This is a genomic window from Buttiauxella sp. WJP83 (assembly GCF_027594725.1).
GTDB classification, from domain to species: domain Bacteria; phylum Pseudomonadota; class Gammaproteobacteria; order Enterobacterales; family Enterobacteriaceae; genus Buttiauxella; species Buttiauxella selenatireducens.
The window spans coordinates 4,218,081-4,235,923 of the sequence record NZ_CP110080.1 but is presented as its reverse complement, the minus strand read 5'-3'; the positions used below and the strand labels follow the sequence as shown (position 1 = coordinate 4,235,923).

17 protein-coding genes are annotated in these 17,843 nt (G+C 46.8%); 10 read left to right on the top strand and 7 right to left on the bottom strand.

Translation table 11 applies throughout. From position 1 onward, the window contains the following. Positions 1-866: 866 nt before the first annotated feature. Positions 867-1,325: an adhesin gene (locus tag OH773_RS19600; protein WP_270141152.1), complete on the top strand. Its 459-nt coding sequence runs from the start codon at positions 867-869 to the stop codon at positions 1,323-1,325. Between the two features lie 72 nt (positions 1,326-1,397). Here the strand turns inward: OH773_RS19600 and OH773_RS19595 are convergent, their stop codons facing one another. Then, positions 1,398-2,162 carry a hypothetical protein gene (locus OH773_RS19595; protein ID WP_270141150.1) on the bottom strand — a complete coding sequence of 255 codons (765 nt, stop codon included), beginning with the start codon at positions 2,160-2,162 and terminating at the stop codon, positions 1,398-1,400. 388 nt (positions 2,163-2,550) lie between these two features. Here OH773_RS19595 and OH773_RS19590 point away from each other — a divergent pair, with 388 nt between their 5' ends. Both OH773_RS19590 and yghX read left to right on the top strand, forming a co-directional pair. Then, on the top strand, positions 2,551-3,438 hold the full coding sequence (locus tag OH773_RS19590; RefSeq protein ID WP_270145968.1) for a DMT family transporter: 888 nt from the start codon (positions 2,551-2,553) through the stop codon (positions 3,436-3,438). 64 nt (positions 3,439-3,502) lie between these two features. Next, complete coding sequence (gene yghX, locus OH773_RS19585) at positions 3,503-4,390, top strand: YghX family hydrolase (RefSeq protein ID WP_270141148.1); 888 nt, start codon at positions 3,503-3,505, stop codon at positions 4,388-4,390. On the opposite strand, the gene OH773_RS19580 is transcribed toward yghX, so the two are convergent. From OH773_RS19580 to OH773_RS19565, 4 genes are all read right to left on the bottom strand, one after another. After that, positions 4,387-5,352, bottom strand: a complete 966-nt coding sequence (locus OH773_RS19580) for a sensor domain-containing diguanylate cyclase (RefSeq protein WP_270141146.1) — start codon at positions 5,350-5,352, stop codon at positions 4,387-4,389. The two genes, yghX and OH773_RS19580, sit on opposite strands and share 4 nt — an antisense overlap. A 78-nt stretch (positions 5,353-5,430) precedes the next feature. Continuing rightward, the gene (locus OH773_RS19575; protein WP_270141144.1) at positions 5,431-6,342 is read right to left on the bottom strand and encodes a DMT family transporter; all 912 of its coding nucleotides are present in this window, start codon (positions 6,340-6,342) and stop codon (positions 5,431-5,433) included. Positions 6,343-6,365: 23 nt separating this feature from the next. Beyond that, positions 6,366-7,505, bottom strand: coding sequence for an HlyD family secretion protein (locus tag OH773_RS19570; protein WP_183272491.1), 1,140 nt, complete (start codon positions 7,503-7,505; stop codon positions 6,366-6,368). Positions 7,506-7,529: 24 nt separating this feature from the next. Next, positions 7,530-7,850 carry a DUF3302 domain-containing protein gene (locus OH773_RS19565; protein WP_183272492.1) on the bottom strand — a complete coding sequence of 107 codons (321 nt, stop codon included), beginning with the start codon at positions 7,848-7,850 and terminating at the stop codon, positions 7,530-7,532. A 325-nt stretch (positions 7,851-8,175) separates the two neighbouring features. Between OH773_RS19565 and OH773_RS19560 the strand changes: the two genes are divergently transcribed. The 4 genes from OH773_RS19560 (at position 8,176) to OH773_RS19545 (ending at position 11,812) form a co-directional block, all read left to right on the top strand. After that, a complete protein-coding gene (locus OH773_RS19560; RefSeq protein ID WP_270141140.1) occupies positions 8,176-8,805 on the top strand; it encodes a winged helix-turn-helix transcriptional regulator in 630 nt (209 codons plus the stop codon). Positions 8,806-8,990: 185 nt separating this feature from the next. Then, positions 8,991-10,046, top strand: a complete 1,056-nt coding sequence (ompA, locus tag OH773_RS19555; protein WP_183272494.1) for a porin OmpA — start codon at positions 8,991-8,993, stop codon at positions 10,044-10,046. Positions 10,047-10,155: 109 nt separating this feature from the next. Next, positions 10,156-10,698 (top strand): YfaZ family outer membrane protein, encoded by a 543-nt coding sequence (locus OH773_RS19550; RefSeq protein WP_270141136.1) that lies wholly within the window; start codon positions 10,156-10,158, stop codon positions 10,696-10,698. Positions 10,699-11,410: 712 nt separating this feature from the next. Further along, positions 11,411-11,812 carry a Spy/CpxP family protein refolding chaperone gene (locus OH773_RS19545; RefSeq protein ID WP_183272496.1) on the top strand — a complete coding sequence of 134 codons (402 nt, stop codon included), beginning with the start codon at positions 11,411-11,413 and terminating at the stop codon, positions 11,810-11,812. 55 nt (positions 11,813-11,867) lie between these two features. Here OH773_RS19545 and OH773_RS19540 read toward each other — a convergent pair whose 3' ends face one another. Together OH773_RS19540 and yghU are read right to left on the bottom strand one after the other, a co-directional pair. After that, entirely contained in the window at positions 11,868-12,263 is a 396-nt protein-coding gene (locus tag OH773_RS19540) for a hypothetical protein (protein ID WP_270141133.1), read from the bottom strand. 136 nt (positions 12,264-12,399) lie between these two features. Then, positions 12,400-13,266, bottom strand: coding sequence for a glutathione-dependent disulfide-bond oxidoreductase (gene yghU, locus OH773_RS19535; RefSeq protein WP_270141131.1), 867 nt, complete (start codon positions 13,264-13,266; stop codon positions 12,400-12,402). A 194-nt stretch (positions 13,267-13,460) separates the two neighbouring features. Here yghU and OH773_RS19530 point away from each other — a divergent pair, with 194 nt between their 5' ends. Genes OH773_RS19530 through OH773_RS19520 form a run of 3 tightly spaced genes read left to right on the top strand, consistent with a single transcriptional unit; the run spans position 13,461 to position 17,610 of the window. Further along, positions 13,461-15,344: a bifunctional sugar phosphate isomerase/epimerase/4-hydroxyphenylpyruvate dioxygenase family protein gene (locus OH773_RS19530; RefSeq protein WP_270141129.1), complete on the top strand. Its 1,884-nt coding sequence runs from the start codon at positions 13,461-13,463 to the stop codon at positions 15,342-15,344. 55 nt (positions 15,345-15,399) lie between these two features. Further along, positions 15,400-16,716, top strand: a complete 1,317-nt coding sequence (locus OH773_RS19525) for an MFS transporter (RefSeq protein ID WP_270141127.1) — start codon at positions 15,400-15,402, stop codon at positions 16,714-16,716. Positions 16,717-16,773: 57 nt separating this feature from the next. Continuing rightward, entirely contained in the window at positions 16,774-17,610 is an 837-nt protein-coding gene (locus OH773_RS19520) for a shikimate dehydrogenase family protein (protein WP_270145964.1), read from the top strand. The last annotated feature ends 233 nt before the right edge of the window (positions 17,611-17,843 follow it).

Below are 17,843 nucleotides of genomic sequence, written 5' to 3'. Positions count from 1 at the left end.
TAGCACTACCTGTGCTAGTTTGTGTGGATTTTTTTTTCTTGTGTTTGCTTTTGCCATACAAATCTATAACTGTTCCTTTTTTGCTAAAGTATACAATTCCAATTACAACTTATGCTATTGTTGCATTATTCATTGGTTTTCTTCTTTCATTTTTGGTTGTTATCTATCCACTTAGCACAGATTATTACCAATGTGACCATGCAGGTATCATGTCGGGTAGTCATTATGCGAAGAGTAAATTAACATGTGAGCAGATGAAATATTCTCCTGCGGAGAAATAGGCCTCCCTAATATTCAAGGAATGAATGGAAAAAATAGAAGTTGATCGGTTTGAATTTTAATCACAGCAACCCATATGCTTTTTATGATAAAAGAACTCTATTGAAATGATAAATTGGACAAAAATCAAAGGGTATACATATGGTGTAATACTTATTGTATGCCTGACATATGCAATCGTGACACTATATGACAGCATGATTTCTACAATAATGGGGTTAATTAAAGGTGACGATTATATTTACTATGACCCAAAATGAATTCCTCTTTTTCTCTTTCTTCCGGTGATGGTTGTTGGAGACTTATTTATAGTGTGTCTGTTTCTGCCGTTCAGAAAAAAAACGGACATGGTTATGCGGAGGTTAATGATTCCAGTGGTGGTGTATAGTATCTGTGCTCTTATTGTTGGTCTTCTTTTGGCTGTGGCAATCTCTATCTACCCTCTCGGTTCTGATTATTATCAATGTAAATCGACAAGTATGATTTCATCTGGCAGTTATTATGCCAGGAGTAAGGAAATATGTGAACAGATGAAATATTCTCCAGGGGTGAAGTAGGCGCCTCAAACATTCAAGGAATGAGTAAAAATGTTCAAAAATATAGCACTTATTTTAGCTCTGATATCTTCGAGTAATATTGCAAGCGTGGTAGCGGAACCCAGCAGTATATCGTTGAACGACCTTGTCACAAATAGTTTTGATGCTGATAAAGTTGTTGATTTAGCGTATCCTGTTTGCAGTTTGAACCTGGATGGCGATAAGAAAGAGGGTTTTTATAAATATGCTGAAGGAGAAATCTGTCCTGTCGGTAGGGAATGTACTTACTCTGCAATTATGAAACTGAATGGGAATATAACGATATTGAAACAGGTATCGTCAGACAACGGTGCAGAGGTTTTCAAAAATGATGATATGACTATTGTTACAAAATATACTTTTATTGAAAAAAATAATGATCGAGAGAACGGCGACGTTAATGCCGTTATTGTCATCAAAACAAAAAATGGTGAAAAGAAGGTTAATATGTCTGGATACTGTGGTATTTAGATATAGATCTATCTTAGATCATAAGAATATATCAGCAGCCGCCAAAAACGATCAGCGGCTGCTAAATTTTATTTATTGATACCGATTAACCAGGTCTTTAACTACCGCTGCATACGTTTTTTGCTTTAGCTGATTAATTTGTTGATCTGTATTACCTGCATCCGCTTTGCCAGCCTGTAACGGGAGCACACTATATTCATAATTCACCGGAGACCAGGCGGCCCATTCACCTGTTGCTACATCCACTAAAGTAAAGCGAACCAGATAGCGCAATGACGCCGCATCAGGAAGTTTCTCATTTTTATAGTCAGACCATACTGTTGTTTTTGTCAGTGTGTCGTATTTACCTGATTGCAAAGTATCCTGGTAAACAATGATCGCTTTCTGATGCCCTTTGGCTGCAATATAACGCAGTGCCTGCATGTAATTCATATTTTCGCTAGCTACAGGTTCTCCTTCTTCTGTCTTATTACAGACAACGGGTTTCTGTCTGTCTGGAATACCAGAAAAAGTTGAAACGGTGTAATACTTACTCATTTCTTGTTGTATAGCGGTTTCTGGTGCATGACTACCTGATTGAACGAGGATAACCGTAGAATTCAGCGGTACGCGGAAGGCTTCCCCTTCAAGTGCTGCCTGAATATCTTCTTCAGAAACCGCCAGAGTAGTTTCATTACCAAATATATCTTTGTCCGTGAGCAGTGCAGATGTATTTTTGTTTGCGCTGCTCTCTGTTCTGGATACACCTGTTTTCTTCGCATCAATGGGGGAACGTGGTGCACAACCGGCCAGTAAAAATGCCGTCGCACATAAATATATTGTTGACCTGAAATTCATGTTGCCTGCTCCCTTATATTTGAAAGGTAATTTTTATTATTTCCTTAAAAGCTGTGATGGATTATATACCGGTATCATAAGCCTACAACTATAAAATATTTTATATGAAATATTTATTCGTTGAATATATCACGTGAAATATATGGCATGTAGTGAATGTAATAATGTTATTTTTTTTGTGGGGTTCGTCGCATCGTAGCTCCAGGATGAGACTTGTGTATACACCGCGTGGTGTATTGGAACGGAATGAAGCATTCTTAGAACTAAAAACAAGCAATTTATGTCATTTATCAGGATAATGGCTGGCATAAAAACTGTGTTTAATTGTTCATAGGATGACGTTGTGAATAACAGTGTGTCACTTTTTACTAACAAGAAATTCGCCTGGATGGGTGCCGCTTTTTGTTGCTTGTTATGGGGAAGTGCTTACCCGGCAATTAAAAACGGTTATGAGATTTTCCAAATAGCGACGGATGACTTACCGGGAAAAATTGTGTTCGCCGGTTACCGATTTGTCATCGCTGGCCTGCTATTGCTGGTGTTTGCTATGTTGCAAGGCAAGTCGATTTCACGTTTATCCCGCCACCAGTTTTCGCAACTCGCGGTGTTAGGTGTTACCCAAACCGCCATTCAATACATCTTCTTTTATATTGGTCTCGCCTATACCACAGGTGTGAAAGGCTCAATTATGAATGCCACAGGCACTTTCTTTAGCGTACTGCTGGCGCATTTTATCTATCAAAACGACAAGCTCAGCATTAACAAAGTGGTGGGCTGTGTGCTGGGGTTTGCCGGTGTCATGGTAGTGAACTTCAACAGCCAGTTGATGGATTTTAGTTTTAGTTGGATGGGTGACGGCTTCGTTGTGTTGGCGGCGTTTGTTCTTTCTGCCGCGTCGCTGTATGGAAAGCGAATTTCGCAAACGATGGATCCGACCATCATGACCGGTTGGCAACTCGCCATCGGTGGGGTGGTGCTGACCGTCGGAGGCTACGTATGCGGCGGGCGGCTTGAGTTTCACGGCCTGGAATCAGTGGCGATTCTGGGATATCTGGCGCTGTTGTCTTCCGTTGCATTTGCGTTGTGGAGCTTGCTGCTCAAACACAATCGCGTGGGAATGATTGCGCCGTTTAACTTCCTGATCCCGGTGTCTGGCGCGGTGCTTTCCGCCATCTTCTTGCAAGAAAGCATTCTGGAATGGCGTTATGCCCTTGCGCTGGTGCTGGTGTGCTTCGGGATCTGGCGAGTGAATGTCGTGAAATCCCGCTTAAATTAGAACAGGCAAAATCATCAAATGCAGGCCATTATTTATCCATCTTTTATCGATAATGGGCCTGCAAATGACCAGACTTACCGCAAAAGATTTCCCTCCTGAATTACTCGAATACTTCGATTTCTACGTCCACGGCAAAATCAGCAAACGTGAGTTTCTCGACCTTGCAGGGAAGTTTGTGGTCGGCGGGCTTTCGGCAGTTGCGCTTGGCACTTTGCTGACGCCAAATTACGCCTTCGCGCAGCAGGTGGAATTTACCGATCCCGATATTTTGGCTGAATATATTCAGTACCCAAGTCCACAAGGGCACGGGCAAGTGAGAGCCTACATGGTGCGCCCCGCGAAAGCCTCGGGCAAAGTGCCGGGCGTTGTCGTGGTACATGAAAACCGTGGGCTAAATCCCTACATAGAAGATGTGGCACGGCGTGTTGCCAAAGCGGGATTTATTGCGCTGGCACCCGATGGTTTGAGCTCGGTCGGGGGGTATCCGGGGAATGACGAAAAAGGGCGCGAACTACAATCTCAGGTAGACCCCACCAAACTGATGAATGATTTCTTCGCCGCGATTGAGTTCTTGATGCACCACGAAGCGGTGACCGGAAAAGTCGGTATTACTGGATTTTGTTACGGTGGTGGGGTCGCTAACGCCGCAGCGGTCGCCTATCCAGAATTAGCCGCGGCTGTTCCGTTCTATGGACGTCAGCCAAAAACGGAAGATGTGCCGCGTATTAAAGCGCCATTATTGCTGCACTATGGAGAGCTGGATTCGCGCATTAACGAAGGATGGCCTGCGTACGAAGGGGCGCTCAAAGCGAATCATAAAGTGTACGAAGGCTATATCTATCCAGGTGTGAATCATGGTTTTCATAACGATTCGACACCGCGTTATGACAAGGCGGCGGCGGAGCTGGCATGGTCGCGAACTCTCGACTGGTTCCGCAAATATCTGGCTTAACAGTGAAGCAGGATGTTGGCGCCCAGGGCGATGCCATTCTTGCCGGTATGTTTAATCAGGTACATGGACTCATCGGCACGGATCACCGCGTCGGCAAAGTTATCGCTCGCCCAGGATTCATTAACACCAATGGATGCGCCGACTTTAGCTGCGCCATTGCTCAATTCAAACGGAGTGATAGCAGCATCCAGGCAGCGTCGGGTGAGGGTTTGGATTTGGGCATCGCCCAGCGCCCACGGAATCAGCAGGATAAACTCATCGCCCCCTATGCGGCCAATGGTCACTTCTGGAGGGCAGACTTCGGACAAACGTTGACTGAGCTGCAACAGAACTTCGTCGCCGCTGCGATGCCCCAGGGTATCGTTAACGTTTTTGAAATCATCAAGGTCGATAAAAGCCACTGACAGCGGGCCGAGTTTCTTTAACAGATCGAACTGCGCATGCAGCGCGTGGCGGTTGGCAAGACCGGTGAGTGGGTCGTGGTTGGCGAGCTTCGCAAGCTGTTCCTCGTACTGCTTTTCTTTGGTCATATCGATGTGGGTTCCGGTAACTTTCAACGGTTTTCCCTCATCGCTCCATTCGGTCACTCTACCCCGGTCGAGCACCCAGGTGATGGTGCCGTTTTTAGCCTGCATGCGGTGTAGCGCCTCGTAATATGGCGCTTTTCCTTCGAGATGGTTATAGAACGCAGCGAGCACCCTATCTTTATCTTCAGGGTGCAGGTGCTCACGCCACACATCAAAATGAGCGCTGAGTTCTTTGGGGCGATAACCTAACATGGAACCCCAGCGGCGATTGAAAATAACCAGCTTGCCGCTGCTTACATCGAGTTGCCACAAGCACAAACCTGTTCCGTCGAGAGCCGCACTCAGCTTGTTGCGTGAGTCATGGGCGATTCTTCTGAGCCGGGCGTTGTGCTTTTTAAGGTTCTGGATCTGCTGCCTGAGGATCTCTTCTGACATTGACCATATTTATGTTCAAATAATATTCATTCTTAACAGTTATTAATAAGTTGTAAATATGGGAAAGAAAAAATCGTGCTAATTCCACTGCTGTTGCGATGTCGAGACTCTTTTTCTCTTCTCTACAGGGATTAGAGACAGGAAGACGCCGCCCAGCATCATCGCGAGCAGAGCCCATGATGTTTGTGAGAATACGCTGTCCATCAACAGACATTCGAGAAAGACCGTAATAACCGGAAAACAGATAAATACCAACGAAGTACTGAACGTCGAAATGCGCTTTTGCAGCGAGAAATAACACAAAATCCCGAACACGCCAGCCACGATGCCAAGGTAAATAATCGAGGCAAACGACAGCAACGTAATATTTTCCAACATCGGTTTCTCCACGATTGCGCCAATCATCGTGAGGATTAATCCAGCGGCGAGGCAAGGCAGGGTGTTAAACGTGAAAAGCGATACCTGGCAACTGCGCTTCTTGCACTGAACATACATAAAAGCATGCATAAATACGGCGAGAACCACGGCTAAAGCACCTTTCCAATTGTTGCTCATGCTCACTCTTGCCTCCTCTTGCAGGATGCAAAACAGTGATAGCAATGCCAGCATGGCACCCATGAGTTGCAACAAGCTGGTAGGGGCATTAAGTACCACAATCGAAATAAGCATTACGGCGACAGGCATCACGGCAAAAATTATCGCAGCGGTGCTGGGATCGACATATTGCTCACCGTAGAGCACCAATGTGAAGGGCAGGCAGTAACAGAACAGGAATACGCAGAACTGGAAAATACGGTGGCCTGGTGGGAATAACAACGAAGAGCGTGTGATTCTCAATAGCCACAGTAGCAGCGGCGCTGCGCTTAAAAAACGCAGGCCGGTGGCAAAGATAGGTGGCATGCTGACCAACGCAAACTTCATCGCAAGCCAGGTGCTCCCCCATGTCAGAATAACGATGGCGAAAAGAGTGAACATTTTTGCTTTCTGCATGGGGAGCTCCTGGTTTACCTCTGTTAATGATCGATATACAGGTAGTGCATCCAACTGGTCATACGCAGCAGGATTTTACGGATAATGGAAACGTGCTCGAAATGATCTGAATAGACGGCAACTTGTCCCATGGTACCTGCAGGTAATCTTTCAACATCTGCCACGTTGTGGAGTTCAATTTCTGCGTAGATTCCGTCGAGTTTCGGGTCAAGGCTTAAGCCTTGCAGATGTCCCTGTGCCTGGTAGCTACTGTTGGCAATGGCTGGCAGGATTTGTTTCACTTTTCCTTTCACGACACTGCCTGGCAGACCGTTGAACACCACTTCGGCTTCATCACCTGCGACTAAACGCAGCGCTGAGTTTTGACGGAAAACGGCGTAAACACTGGTTTTCTGATCCGGTACAAACACCATGACAGGGCGCAATGGTATCGGACGTACAAACATGCCTGGTTTCAGGAATAGTTGTGTCGCGTAGCCATCGGTAGGGGCGCGAATAACGGTTTTCTCAAGGAAGTATTCTGCTTCTTTGAGGTTGGATTTCAGTCGATACACCACGGCATTTTCGCCGTTAATCAGAGCGCTAAGTTCCGCTGCTGTTTGGTCTCTCTTCGACAGAGAAGAGCGCCATTGAGCTTGTGCCGCCAGATAAGTTTGCTGCGCACGAACCACTTCCTGGTCGGTGAACGGGCTTTTCATTTTGTCCTGGCTGCCATTGCGGTAACGGTCAGCATCTTTCATGGCTAAATCACGTTGCGCTTTAGCCTGGGCGATATCGGCATTTTCGGAAGCCAGACGCGCTTTAAGCATTTCAACATTTTGCTGCGCGCTTTCAATCTCACCTTTTATTGACTCGACTTTTGCTTGATAAGCCGTTGGGTCAATACGGAACAGGAAATCGCCTTTTTTCAGCATGGTATTGGATTTAGTGGTCACTTCTACCACTGTACCCGATACTTCAGGGATAATAGGTACCGTAACGGTAACCATCTGGGCGCGTTCAGTATAAGGATGGTTGTAATTCATTAATAAAAGCAGAGAGCCAATAAGAATAATCCCACCCAGAACTGCAGTAGGGACGCTCCATTTATTTAATGGAATTTTGAAGAATTTAAATATACCAACGCAAAGCGCGGTATATGTAAGAATAAGTAATAAATCCACAATGAATCCTGCTCAATAATTCGGTTACTGATGGTTTGCTGTGTTATTTTTTTGCTGAGCTTCCAGTTGAGCCAGACGTTCACGAAGTGCGTCGAGTTCATGGTTTTTTGTCGCAAATCCCCAGCCACGGTCTTCGCGATATAACATCGCCCAGATCCACAAAAACGGCCATAGTGCATGCAATGTGAATAAACTCACCCAACCTGCGGCATGAATCGCATCCTGGTGCGGGTGGTTACGATGTACCGCAATTTCGTAGGGGATGTCGTGAACAACAATGACACCGTAAAAGAGCGTGAGTCCCACAAATATAAGAGCGCCTAAGGCAAGATAGTCCAGAATCATAGATGGGTGCCCCCGTAAGAAAATGTTCGGAGACACTAATGAGAAGGTGTGCATGGCACCACATTTATTTTGTTTAAAAATAAACATTTAGCGATTTTTTAATTGCACAAAATCACAATAATGTGCAAGAGGAAAAGTCAGAAATTACACTTCTTTTCATCATGGACATAGTTGTAAATTTTTTATCGAATAGTGTGTTTATTTTACAAAACATACTTGTATCTAAACGCTAAACACCGCTAAGGTAGGGGCTCCCAGCTAGATCTTTGGCGTGGTATATACTTCAAGGAACCTGCATGTATAGTAAGTAATTTCAGGAAAAGAAATGATTATACCTCCTCCTACACGACCAGAAGCCGCCATTCAGCGTCTGCTTTCTATCCTTGAGCCCCATGGAACGCCGATGGAGATCATTCCCCGCAAGCGTATTAACTGGGAATATAAGGATGTCCCGCAGTTCTATGTTTTCAAGAAAGGTGAGATTTCAGTACTCCGCGCAACGGACGGTTTGGTTATTGCGACAGTAGCCGGTCAAAATTTGTTTGGTATTGCAGAGAGCATCCAACCTTTACGTAGCCATATCCTGCGTGCAGAAACCGAATGCACCATGCTTCGTCTTGATGCCAGCCTTGCGCATGAGATAATCACTCAAGAAGGGCTGTGGAAAGACGTTGCTATTATTCTCGCTTATTACACCAGCCATCTTTTCTACCGTGACTCGGTCGTGGTGCAACAACGCACCTATTCCATCATTCGTGGTCACCTAATTGAAATGAGTCGTCTGCCGGAAGAATCTCGTTTAAGAACTTCAATTCTGGATTACATTCAGGAAAGAACGCACTTATCGCGTAGCAGTATTTTGAATGTTATGTTTGCTTTAAAAAATGGCGGCTACATTGATATTCGACGTGGTGGCTATTTATTAGAAGTTATAAATTTGCCTGAAAAATTCTAAAGCAGGCTAATTATTGGAGCGTTATTAATTTTACTGGTGCGTTAATGCAATAATCTCATCTACTTGTTTTTCATTTAAATTTAAACAAAGTACAAATTCCTTATGTTGTGGAATATGAATACTATTCGTTGCTAGAACATTAATACCATTGAGTAAATCTCACAGCAGCGACTTCAAGGAATATGATGAAAAAGACTCTTATTGCGTTAATCGCACTCAACGCCTTCGCAGTAACGAACGCTAATGCCGCAGCCGATACCAATACCTGGTATGGCGGTGCTAAATTAGGTTGGTCACATTATTTTGACGGCAATGGTAACAATGATTTCAATGATAATCTGAGCAACGCTACCGACTTTGATTTGAGCAGCGATAATGTCGGCGGTGGTGTATTTGGTGGTTACCAAATTCTTCCATGGTTGGCTGTTGAAGGTGGCTACGACTACCTTGGCAACATGCAAGTTGAAGGCAACAACGGTGTAGCGGGTGCTAAACTGGGCTCTCAAGGTCTGCAACTGTCAATGAAAGCCAGCTATTCATTCAATGAAAACTGGGACATCTACGGCCGTGCTGGTGCAATGGCATACCGTGCTGAAGCACAACAAGATGGCAACACCAAGTTTGAAACCGGCGTTCGCCCATTGGCGGCATTTGGTACCGAATACGAGTTTAACGACAACTGGGCTGGCCGTCTGGAATACCAGTGGGTTAGCAATGTTGGTAACTCCAACCAAATTGGTATGACTGCAGATGTTAGTACTGTGACAGCAGGCGTGGTTTACCGCTTTGGTCAAAATACTCCAGCTCCAGTTGCCGCAGCACCAGTTGTAGAAGAAGCTCCAGTTGAGCCACAGCGCTTCAACCTCAAGTCAGACGTTATGTTTGCCTTCAACTCTGCAGTGCTTTCACCAGCAGGTGAAGCTGCAGTACGTGATCTCTACAACCGCCCAGAAATTCAGGCGTCTAAAGAGAAAACCACAGTGGTGATTGGCTTCACAGACCGTCTGGGTTCACAGAATTACAACCTGGATCTCTCTACTAAACGTGCACAAGCCGTTGCGGATGAACTGGTTCGTTTAGGTATGCCAGCTCAACACGTCCAGGCTGAAGGCCGTGGCCCAAGCGAGCCGGTAACTGGCACCACCTGTGATGCAGTGACTGAGCGTCAAGAATTGATTAACTGCCTGGCACCTGATCGCCGCGTTGTTGTTGAAATCGCCGGTGTAGCAGCACAGCAGTAAGAACTAATATGCCATTAAAAAAATAGCAGTAACGTCCGTTTTGCCCGATGCATATGTGCCTATCGGGCTTTTTTTTGATCTGAAAACCCTATGTAGAAAAGAGGAAACGATGAAATATTTAAAAGTGGCTTATCTGGTTGTTGCGACACTTGCCGCAGGTTCGGCAAATGCAGTTTCATTTCACGGCGAGGCGGGTTCTAAATGGACCAACCTGGGGATGAGTTTTGGCGCAAATGAACCCGGCTTTACCTTCAGTGGTAACTGGGCACATAACGATAATGACGGTGATGTTGCGAGTCTGGGATTAGGCTGGAATATTCCGTTGGGTTCCGTATTGATCACCCTCGGGGGCAAAACAATTTATTTGAACCCAGATGATAACGACGAAGGTTATGCCGTAGCGGTTGGTGGTGGTGCACAACTTCCACTTGGTGAACATTTTACTCTGTTTGGTGATGCCTATTTTTCACCTGATTCACTCTCAAGTGGTGTGGCACAGTACGGCGAGGCCAATGCGGGCCTGCGTTGGAATATCAACAAAACATTTTCCGTTGATGGCGGCTACCGTTATGTCGGTATGGAAGGGAAAGATGGCCACAGCGACAATATCATCGCTGACGGTGCTTATGCTGGGGTTAATTTTAGCTTCTGAGAAGTTTATTTTTACACATGAATAAATTTGCCGCAGAAATTATCACGCACTACAATTATCACGTTGAGACATCAAGCCTCATTGATATCATCAATTCGAGTGATTCGATCCTTTAATATTGTTTGTGCATCTTGCAGTGCCAATACAATAATCCCGCCCGTCCGGCGGGTTTTTTTTATCAAAAAAATGAAATTTATTTTTAAATAAGAATGCTTTTGTATGCGTGACTTATTAACTTTATGCTGCCTGTAGCTCATAGGGATGTGAGCTAAGAAGCAACCATCAAATAAGTAAGCAGTACGAAGCCACACTATGGCAACATAGTGTGGCTTTTTACTATGCATCGTTATTACTGTTTGAAATTAAACGCTTTTATAATATTTCGCAAATCAAGATATAAAGCAGTATCAATACTTCCGACACTTTTCATGACAAATATATTGACTGGATAGAGTGTCATTAAAATAAAAATTAAGAATTTTCACCTTTTCTTTTAATAATAATTCACTACAAAAATACAGGCTAATGATATCTATCCCCAATATAGGGTGCGCCAGATTACATACCTGCAATGCTTAAGTGAACGTTGTTAGCAAATGGTTAATTTATTTGTTTAAAAATAAACGACTAAGGATTTTCAATGTCATTCTTGCTACGTTATTAATATAAGGGTGCTATTGGAATTGTTACTTATTATTTTTAAGGGTATCGAATGAAGAAAATGTTTAAAATTGCCATGATGGCAACAGCTCTGACTTTTTCAGGTATGGCTTCTGCATCTACCTCAACAGAAACGCTGCCGCAAGATAGCCTGGCACAACAATTAAATCTGACACCAGAACAAATAAAAACGGTGAAGGCACTGCGTGATGAGGCACAAAAAGAGATCAGTAAGATTAATACTGATGCTTTGGCTCAGGATGCCATTGTGAGTATGTTCAAATCTGGTGTGTGGGATGACAGTGCGGCGAAGAAACAACTATCTGCCATTGGGGACATTCAGAGTCAGGTACGCTACCAGCGAGCAAAATACGTGTTTAATGTCAGCCGGGTGCTCACTGCTGAACAAAAGCAGCATTTACAGCAGTTGCTGATCGAGAAACAACTTTACTGATTGGCATTACAGAAATTATAAAAGGATGTCATCAGGACATCCTTTTAATTGAGGTTCAGGAGTTTTTCTCGGTGAGAGGTTTTAATGCCTTACCAATCTGTACCAGACCATTTTTATTCTGATCTTTCAGGTAGATATTGTTCAGCTCATTAAACTCTTCAAGCCGTGTCAGCGCCTGAAACACGTTATCGATTCCATCGCGATTAGCAAGAACATCATCACTTCTCAGGCCATTCACATGTGCCGCTTTAATCTCTGACGTCAGGCTGGCAATGGCTTGCTGATTGATGTTGTGCAGGCTTTCTAATTCCACAGGGTTGCCGTTAGCGGTAGCAGCCGTTTTCGGGCTGGCCTGGAAGTCGAGAGTATTTAACGCTTCGACCTTATCATCTCCAGGATTAGCGCAACCAGCGAGAATAAGGGTGAATAACAGGATAGATTTCTTGAACACGGTATTTCCTTGCAGTTTGCTTACTGATTAACTCAGACGGCAACTTACCTGCACGGTTATCTTGAAACACTATTAAGTTTGTTTATTTTTAAACGATAAAATAGGCAGGCCACAGTTGCAACCTGCCATGAGAATGTTATTTCGCCAGTTTATCTTCGGTACGTAACTCAAAATCAGACGCGTCATGGCGTTCGTGTAACTGCTCAGATGGCTCCCCGAACGTGCGATTCACAATGCGCCCACGTTTCACCGCAGGACGATTTGCCACTTCATCGGCCCAACGCGCGAAGTTTTTATATGAAGCTATGTCGAGGAACTCTGCCGCGTCATACAACCCACCTTTTGCAAGTGCGCCGTACCACGGCCAGATAGCGATATCGGCAATGGTATATTCCTCGCCCGCAATAAAGCGATGTGTCGCCAGTTGTCGGTCGAGCACATCGAGTTGGCGCTTGGTTTCCATTGCAAAGCGATTAATGGCGTACTCGATTTTCATGGGGGCGTAATTGTAGAAGTGGCCAAAACCGCCGCCGAGGTAAGGGGCGGAACCTTGCAGCCAGAACAGCCAGTTCAACGTTTCGGTGCGTGCCGCAAGATCCTTTGGTAAGAAATGGCCGAACTTCTCCGCCAGATACAACAGGATTGCGCCGGACTCGAAGACGCGAATCGGTGGTGTGGCTGAATGGTCCATCAACGCCGGAATTTTCGAGTTCGGGTTCACTTCAACAAAGCCACTGGAGAACTGGTCCCCTTCGCCGATTCGAATCAGGTGAGCATCGTATTCTGCCTCGCTCACGCCTATCGCCAGCAACTCCTCAAGCAGAATGGTGACCTTCTGCCCATTCGGTGTACCAAGAGAATAGAGCTGCAACGGGTGCCTGCCGATGGGTAATGTGCGCTCATGGGTTGGGCCTGCAATCGGGCGATTAATGTTAGCAAAGGTGCCGCCTTCGCCTTTTTTCCACGTCCAAACTTTTGGGGGCTGATAGTTATTATCTGACATGTTGTGTCGGCCTTTTAGTTGCCAGGGGAGTGACTAAAAAGTGTAATCCTTCTTTGTTTTGTTCGTTAATCGCCCGCTATTTTTTTTAACTTCTGATGGTGTGATCTACGGTAACAATTAATTAACTATAAGTTTGCAATATGAACCAAATGATACAACATTAACCCACTTACCCCCGATCCCCTGGAGCCAACATGCAGCGTTCAATTGCAACCGTATCTCTCTCTGGCACGTTGCCAGAAAAACTGGCAGCAATCTCGGCTGCGGGTTTTGACGGTGTCGAAATCTTCGAAAATGACTTGCTCTACTACCCAGGTACACCCGCCGACGTGCGAAAAATGGCGGCTGATCTTGGGCTTTCCATCACGCTATTTCAGCCTTTCCGGGATTTTGAAGGAGCATCGCGCCCGCAGTTTGCCAGCAACCTGGAACGTGCGCGGCGTAAATTTTCCCTGATGCAGGAGCTGGGGTGCAACACCATGTTGCTGTGCAGCAACGTGGCACCGGACTGCTCTGCGAATATTGATTTACAAGTGAGCGACCTGGCACATCTGGCTGAATTGGCACAACAAAATGAAATTACTGTTGGCTATGAGGCGCTGGCCTGGGGCACACATGTGAACCGTTATCGTCAGGCCTGGGAACGGGTAAAGCAAGTTAACAGCCCGGCGTTAGGGCTGGTGCTGGACAGTTTCCACGTGCTGTCTCTCGGCGATCAGTTGATTAATCTTGATGATATTCCACTGGAGAAAATCACCTTCCTGCAATTGGCCGATGCGCCACTGATGAAAATGGATGTGCTTGAGTGGAGTCGCCATTTCCGCTGCTTCCCGGGGCAAGGTGAACTGCCGGTAGTTGAATTTACCCGCCTGCTGACTGAGAAAGGCTATCGTGGCCCGTGGTCGCTGGAAATTTTCAACGACAATTTCCGTGCCACGCCAAACGCACCAACCGCAAAAGATGGCTACCGTTCGCTGCTTTGGTTGGAAGAGCAGACCTGGAATAACAATCCACACATTGATGCGCCATTGTTCCACAGTGCGCCTCAGGCCAGTTATCAGGGCATCGAATTTTTAGAGTTTGCCACGGATGCCCAGGATGCCGTCGCCTTGGGTGAAGCGCTGCAACCGCTGGGGTTTGCGCTGGCTGGGGAGCACCGTTCAAAAGACGTTTCGCTGTGGCGTAACGGTGGCGTGAATATGATCATCAACCATCAGTCACACAGTTGGGCAGATGAGTTTCATCGTCGCCACGGTGTTTCGCTTTGCGCGATGGCGTGGCGCGTCAAGGGTGCGGAAAATGTGCTCAAGCGTGCGCAGGATTATGGCTATCCCATCTGGCATGAAGAACATGGTCCAGACGAGCGAGCGCTGGCGGCAATTTGCGCCCCAGATGGCAGCTTAATTTATCTGATTGAAGCGCCAGATTTAGGCGAGAGAGATATTTATCAGACAGATTTTAAACTTTCAGATCCCGCGACCTCGGGCGCTTTGCGCGGCATTGATCACCTGGCGTTAGGTTTAGTCGAAGGCAGTCGCGATAACTGGATTATGTTTTTCCGGGCGGTGTTTGGCTTTGAGCTGGATAACGAGTTGAGTGTGCCGGACCCGTACGGATTGGTCAGAAGCCAGGTCATGCACAGCCCCTGTCATTCGATTCGCTTGCCGTTAAATATGTCGCACAGCCTGGATACTCAAATCGCACGTTCGGTGGCGAGTTATCAGGGAACCGGGCTGCAACACGTGGCATTTTCCTGTGATGATTTACCGGCAACCGTTGAAAGTCTGCAAGCTAACGGACTGGAATTGCTGCCGATCCCGGCGAATTATTATGGCGATTTGCTGGCGCGTTACGGGGTAAACAATTCGTTATTACAAGGGCTGGAACGTCTGGATATCCTTTATGAGCGAGATGCCCGGCAGCAGGAGTTTTTACACGTCTACACCCCTCCTTTCCGCCCCGATCGTTTCTTCTTTGAATTGGTCGAGCGGCGAGGAGATTATCAACAATATGGAGCAACCAACGCGGCGGTTCGTCTGGCGGCGATGCAAATGCGTTTATGCGATTTAAAACAATAAATGAACCATCAGGTTCAATTAGAACACCTGCAACCTACAGACAGAGGAATAAAAAATGGCGAGTTATGGCCAGGGCGACATTGCCGCCCCGAAAACTGGTGTAGAGAAACGCTCCCGTACCCGACTGGTTATCCTGACCCTTCTGGCTATTGGAACCATGATTAACTACCTCGACCGAACGGTATTAGGTATCGCCGCGCCGCAGTTGAGTGCCGATCTCGGCATTGGTGCGGCCACGATGGGGATCGTGTTTTCTGCGTTTGCCTGGACTTACGCGGCGATGCAAATACCCGGCGGCATCTTCCTCGACCGCTTTGGCAACAAAATCACCTATGCACTGGCGCTGTTTTTCTGGTCGGCATTTACCTTATTCCACGGATTAACCATAGGGCTGAAAACTCTGCTGCTATGCCGTTTAGGATTGGGGATTAGTGAGGCACCGTGCTTCCCGGTGAATAGCCGTGTGGTTGGCAAGTGGTTCCCGCAACACGAACGTGCCCGTGCTACGGCGGTGTACACCGTAGGGGAATACATCGGCCTCGCGGCATTTGCGCCGTTGTTGTTCTTTATTATGGAAACCTTCGGCTGGCGGACGCTGTTTATCACCGTCGGCGTTGCGGGGATCTTATTTGTGTTGGTGTGGTGGCGTTTTTATCACGAGCCGCATGAATCGAAAACGGCCAATCAGCTTGAGCTGGAATATATCGGGCATGACCGAAAAGAAGCAGAACCTGAGCCGAAGATGAACTTCAGTTGGGCGAATGTAGCCAAACTGGTGAAATGCCGCCAGATCCTCGGTGCGGGGATCGGCCAGTTTGCCGGGAATACTACGTTAGTTTTCTTCCTAACCTGGTTCCCAACCTATCTCGCAACCGAACGCCATATGCCCTGGCTGAAAGTGGGGTTCTTCGCCATTCTGCCGTTCCTCGCTGCCGCCGTTGGCGTGATGTTTGGTGGATGGGTGTCTGATCAAATACTGAAACGGACGGGTTCGGTGAACATCGCGCGTAAATTGCCGATTATCGCTGGCCTGTTGATGGCGAGCCTGATTATCTCGGCTAACTGGATGCCGACGGATGCGCTGGTGATTTCGGTGATGTCCGTTGCCTTCTTTGGGCAGGGGATGGTGGGACTTGGGTGGACGCTGATTTCCGATATGGCGCCGAAGAATCTGGCGGGGCTGACCGGCGGCTTATTCAACTTCTGCTCAAACCTTGCCTCTATCATTACGCCGCTCATCATCGGTTTTATCGTCGCGGCAACGGGCAACTTCTTCTATGCACTGGTCTACATCGGCGGAGCAGCGCTGCTGGGCGTATTGTCGTATGTCTTTATTCTTGGCGATATCAAACGTATTGAACTGGATGATTAATTAATGATGCGCAACGGCGTCGCAGATCCCAGTGATGCCGTTAAAGAGGAAGATGCAATGGAAATTAGTGGCAATACCCGGTTAATCGCTCATCTGGGCTACCCAACCACCACCTTCAAAGCGCCGATGATTTACAACCCATGGTTTGAAGAGCAAGGGATTGATATCAAAGTGGTACCGATGGGGGTGAAAGGCGAAGATTATGCGCAGATGATTCCTTCTCTATTTCGCCTGACCAATATTGTGGGGGCGTTGGTGACTATGCCGCACAAAGTCTCGACCTGCGACTTAGTCCAAAGCCTAAGCCCTACCGCGCAAATTGCTGGTGCCTGTAACGCCATTCGTCGTGAAGCGGATGGCAGTTTGCGCGGTGATATGTTTGATGGCGACGGTTTCGTTCGCGGCGTGTTGCGCAAAGGGGTTCAGGTTAAAGGGGCGCGGGCGTTAGTGGTGGGATGCGGCGGAGTTGGTTCGGCTATTGCCGCGTCGCTGGCGGCAGCGGGTGTCGATACGCTAGCGTTATTTGATAACCGCACGGCAAGCAGCGAAGAGCTGGCAAAACGCCTGCGACGCCATTATCCGTTGCTCACCGTGCAGACCCACTTGCGCAACCCAAAGGCGTTTTCCATTGTCGTGAACGCAACTCCGCTGGGAATGAATGCTGGCGATGAACTGCCGATGGATATGAGCGCGATAACGCCGGGAAGTTTTGTCGGTGAAGTGGTGATGAAGAGCGAAATCACGCCATTTTTACGCGCAGCGCTGGAAAGAGACTGCCAGATACAACCTGGAACAGATATGTTATTTGAGATGATTCCTGCATATATGGAGTTTTTTGGCCTGCCAGAAGTCACGCCAGAAGCACTGCGTAGGGTGGCAAAAATAGATTACTAACAATGGATTAGCGGTGCGATGCATGGGTGTGTTGTGGTGCCGTTTACCCCCTCTAAGCGAAGCGCTAAAAGAGGGGGGCTTTAGCTCCAGACCTGTGGACGGTTAAAATAATCCTTGTCATTCATCGCCTAAGCATGAGTTAATACGCCCCATCGGTTTGACGTACAGACCTTTAAAGCAACTTAGTAAAGCAGTCCTTCAAGAGTCATCCCTGGATACCCTTTGTCGTGTGC

Coding starts and splice junctions, on each gene's coding strand:
- OH773_RS19600 (WP_270141152.1), top strand. CDS start 867: ATGTTCAAAAATATAGCACTTATTTTAGCTCTGATATCTTCGAGTAAT.
- OH773_RS19595 (WP_270141150.1), bottom strand. CDS start 2,162: ATGAATTTCAGGTCAACAATATATTTATGTGCGACGGCATTTTTACTG.
- OH773_RS19590 (WP_270145968.1), top strand. CDS start 2,551: ATGGGTGCCGCTTTTTGTTGCTTGTTATGGGGAAGTGCTTACCCGGCA.
- yghX (WP_270141148.1), top strand. CDS start 3,503: ATGACCAGACTTACCGCAAAAGATTTCCCTCCTGAATTACTCGAATAC.
- OH773_RS19580 (WP_270141146.1), bottom strand. CDS start 5,352: ATGTCAGAAGAGATCCTCAGGCAGCAGATCCAGAACCTTAAAAAGCAC.
- OH773_RS19575 (WP_270141144.1), bottom strand. CDS start 6,342: ATGCAGAAAGCAAAAATGTTCACTCTTTTCGCCATCGTTATTCTGACA.
- OH773_RS19565 (WP_183272492.1), bottom strand. CDS start 7,850: ATGATTCTGGACTATCTTGCCTTAGGCGCTCTTATATTTGTGGGACTC.
- OH773_RS19560 (WP_270141140.1), top strand. CDS start 8,176: ATGATTATACCTCCTCCTACACGACCAGAAGCCGCCATTCAGCGTCTG.
- ompA (WP_183272494.1), top strand. CDS start 8,991: ATGAAAAAGACTCTTATTGCGTTAATCGCACTCAACGCCTTCGCAGTA.
- OH773_RS19550 (WP_270141136.1), top strand. CDS start 10,156: ATGAAATATTTAAAAGTGGCTTATCTGGTTGTTGCGACACTTGCCGCA.
- OH773_RS19545 (WP_183272496.1), top strand. CDS start 11,411: ATGAAGAAAATGTTTAAAATTGCCATGATGGCAACAGCTCTGACTTTT.
- yghU (WP_270141131.1), bottom strand. CDS start 13,266: ATGTCAGATAATAACTATCAGCCCCCAAAAGTTTGGACGTGGAAAAAA.
- OH773_RS19530 (WP_270141129.1), top strand. CDS start 13,461: ATGCAGCGTTCAATTGCAACCGTATCTCTCTCTGGCACGTTGCCAGAA.
- OH773_RS19525 (WP_270141127.1), top strand. CDS start 15,400: ATGGCGAGTTATGGCCAGGGCGACATTGCCGCCCCGAAAACTGGTGTA.
- OH773_RS19520 (WP_270145964.1), top strand. CDS start 16,774: ATGGAAATTAGTGGCAATACCCGGTTAATCGCTCATCTGGGCTACCCA.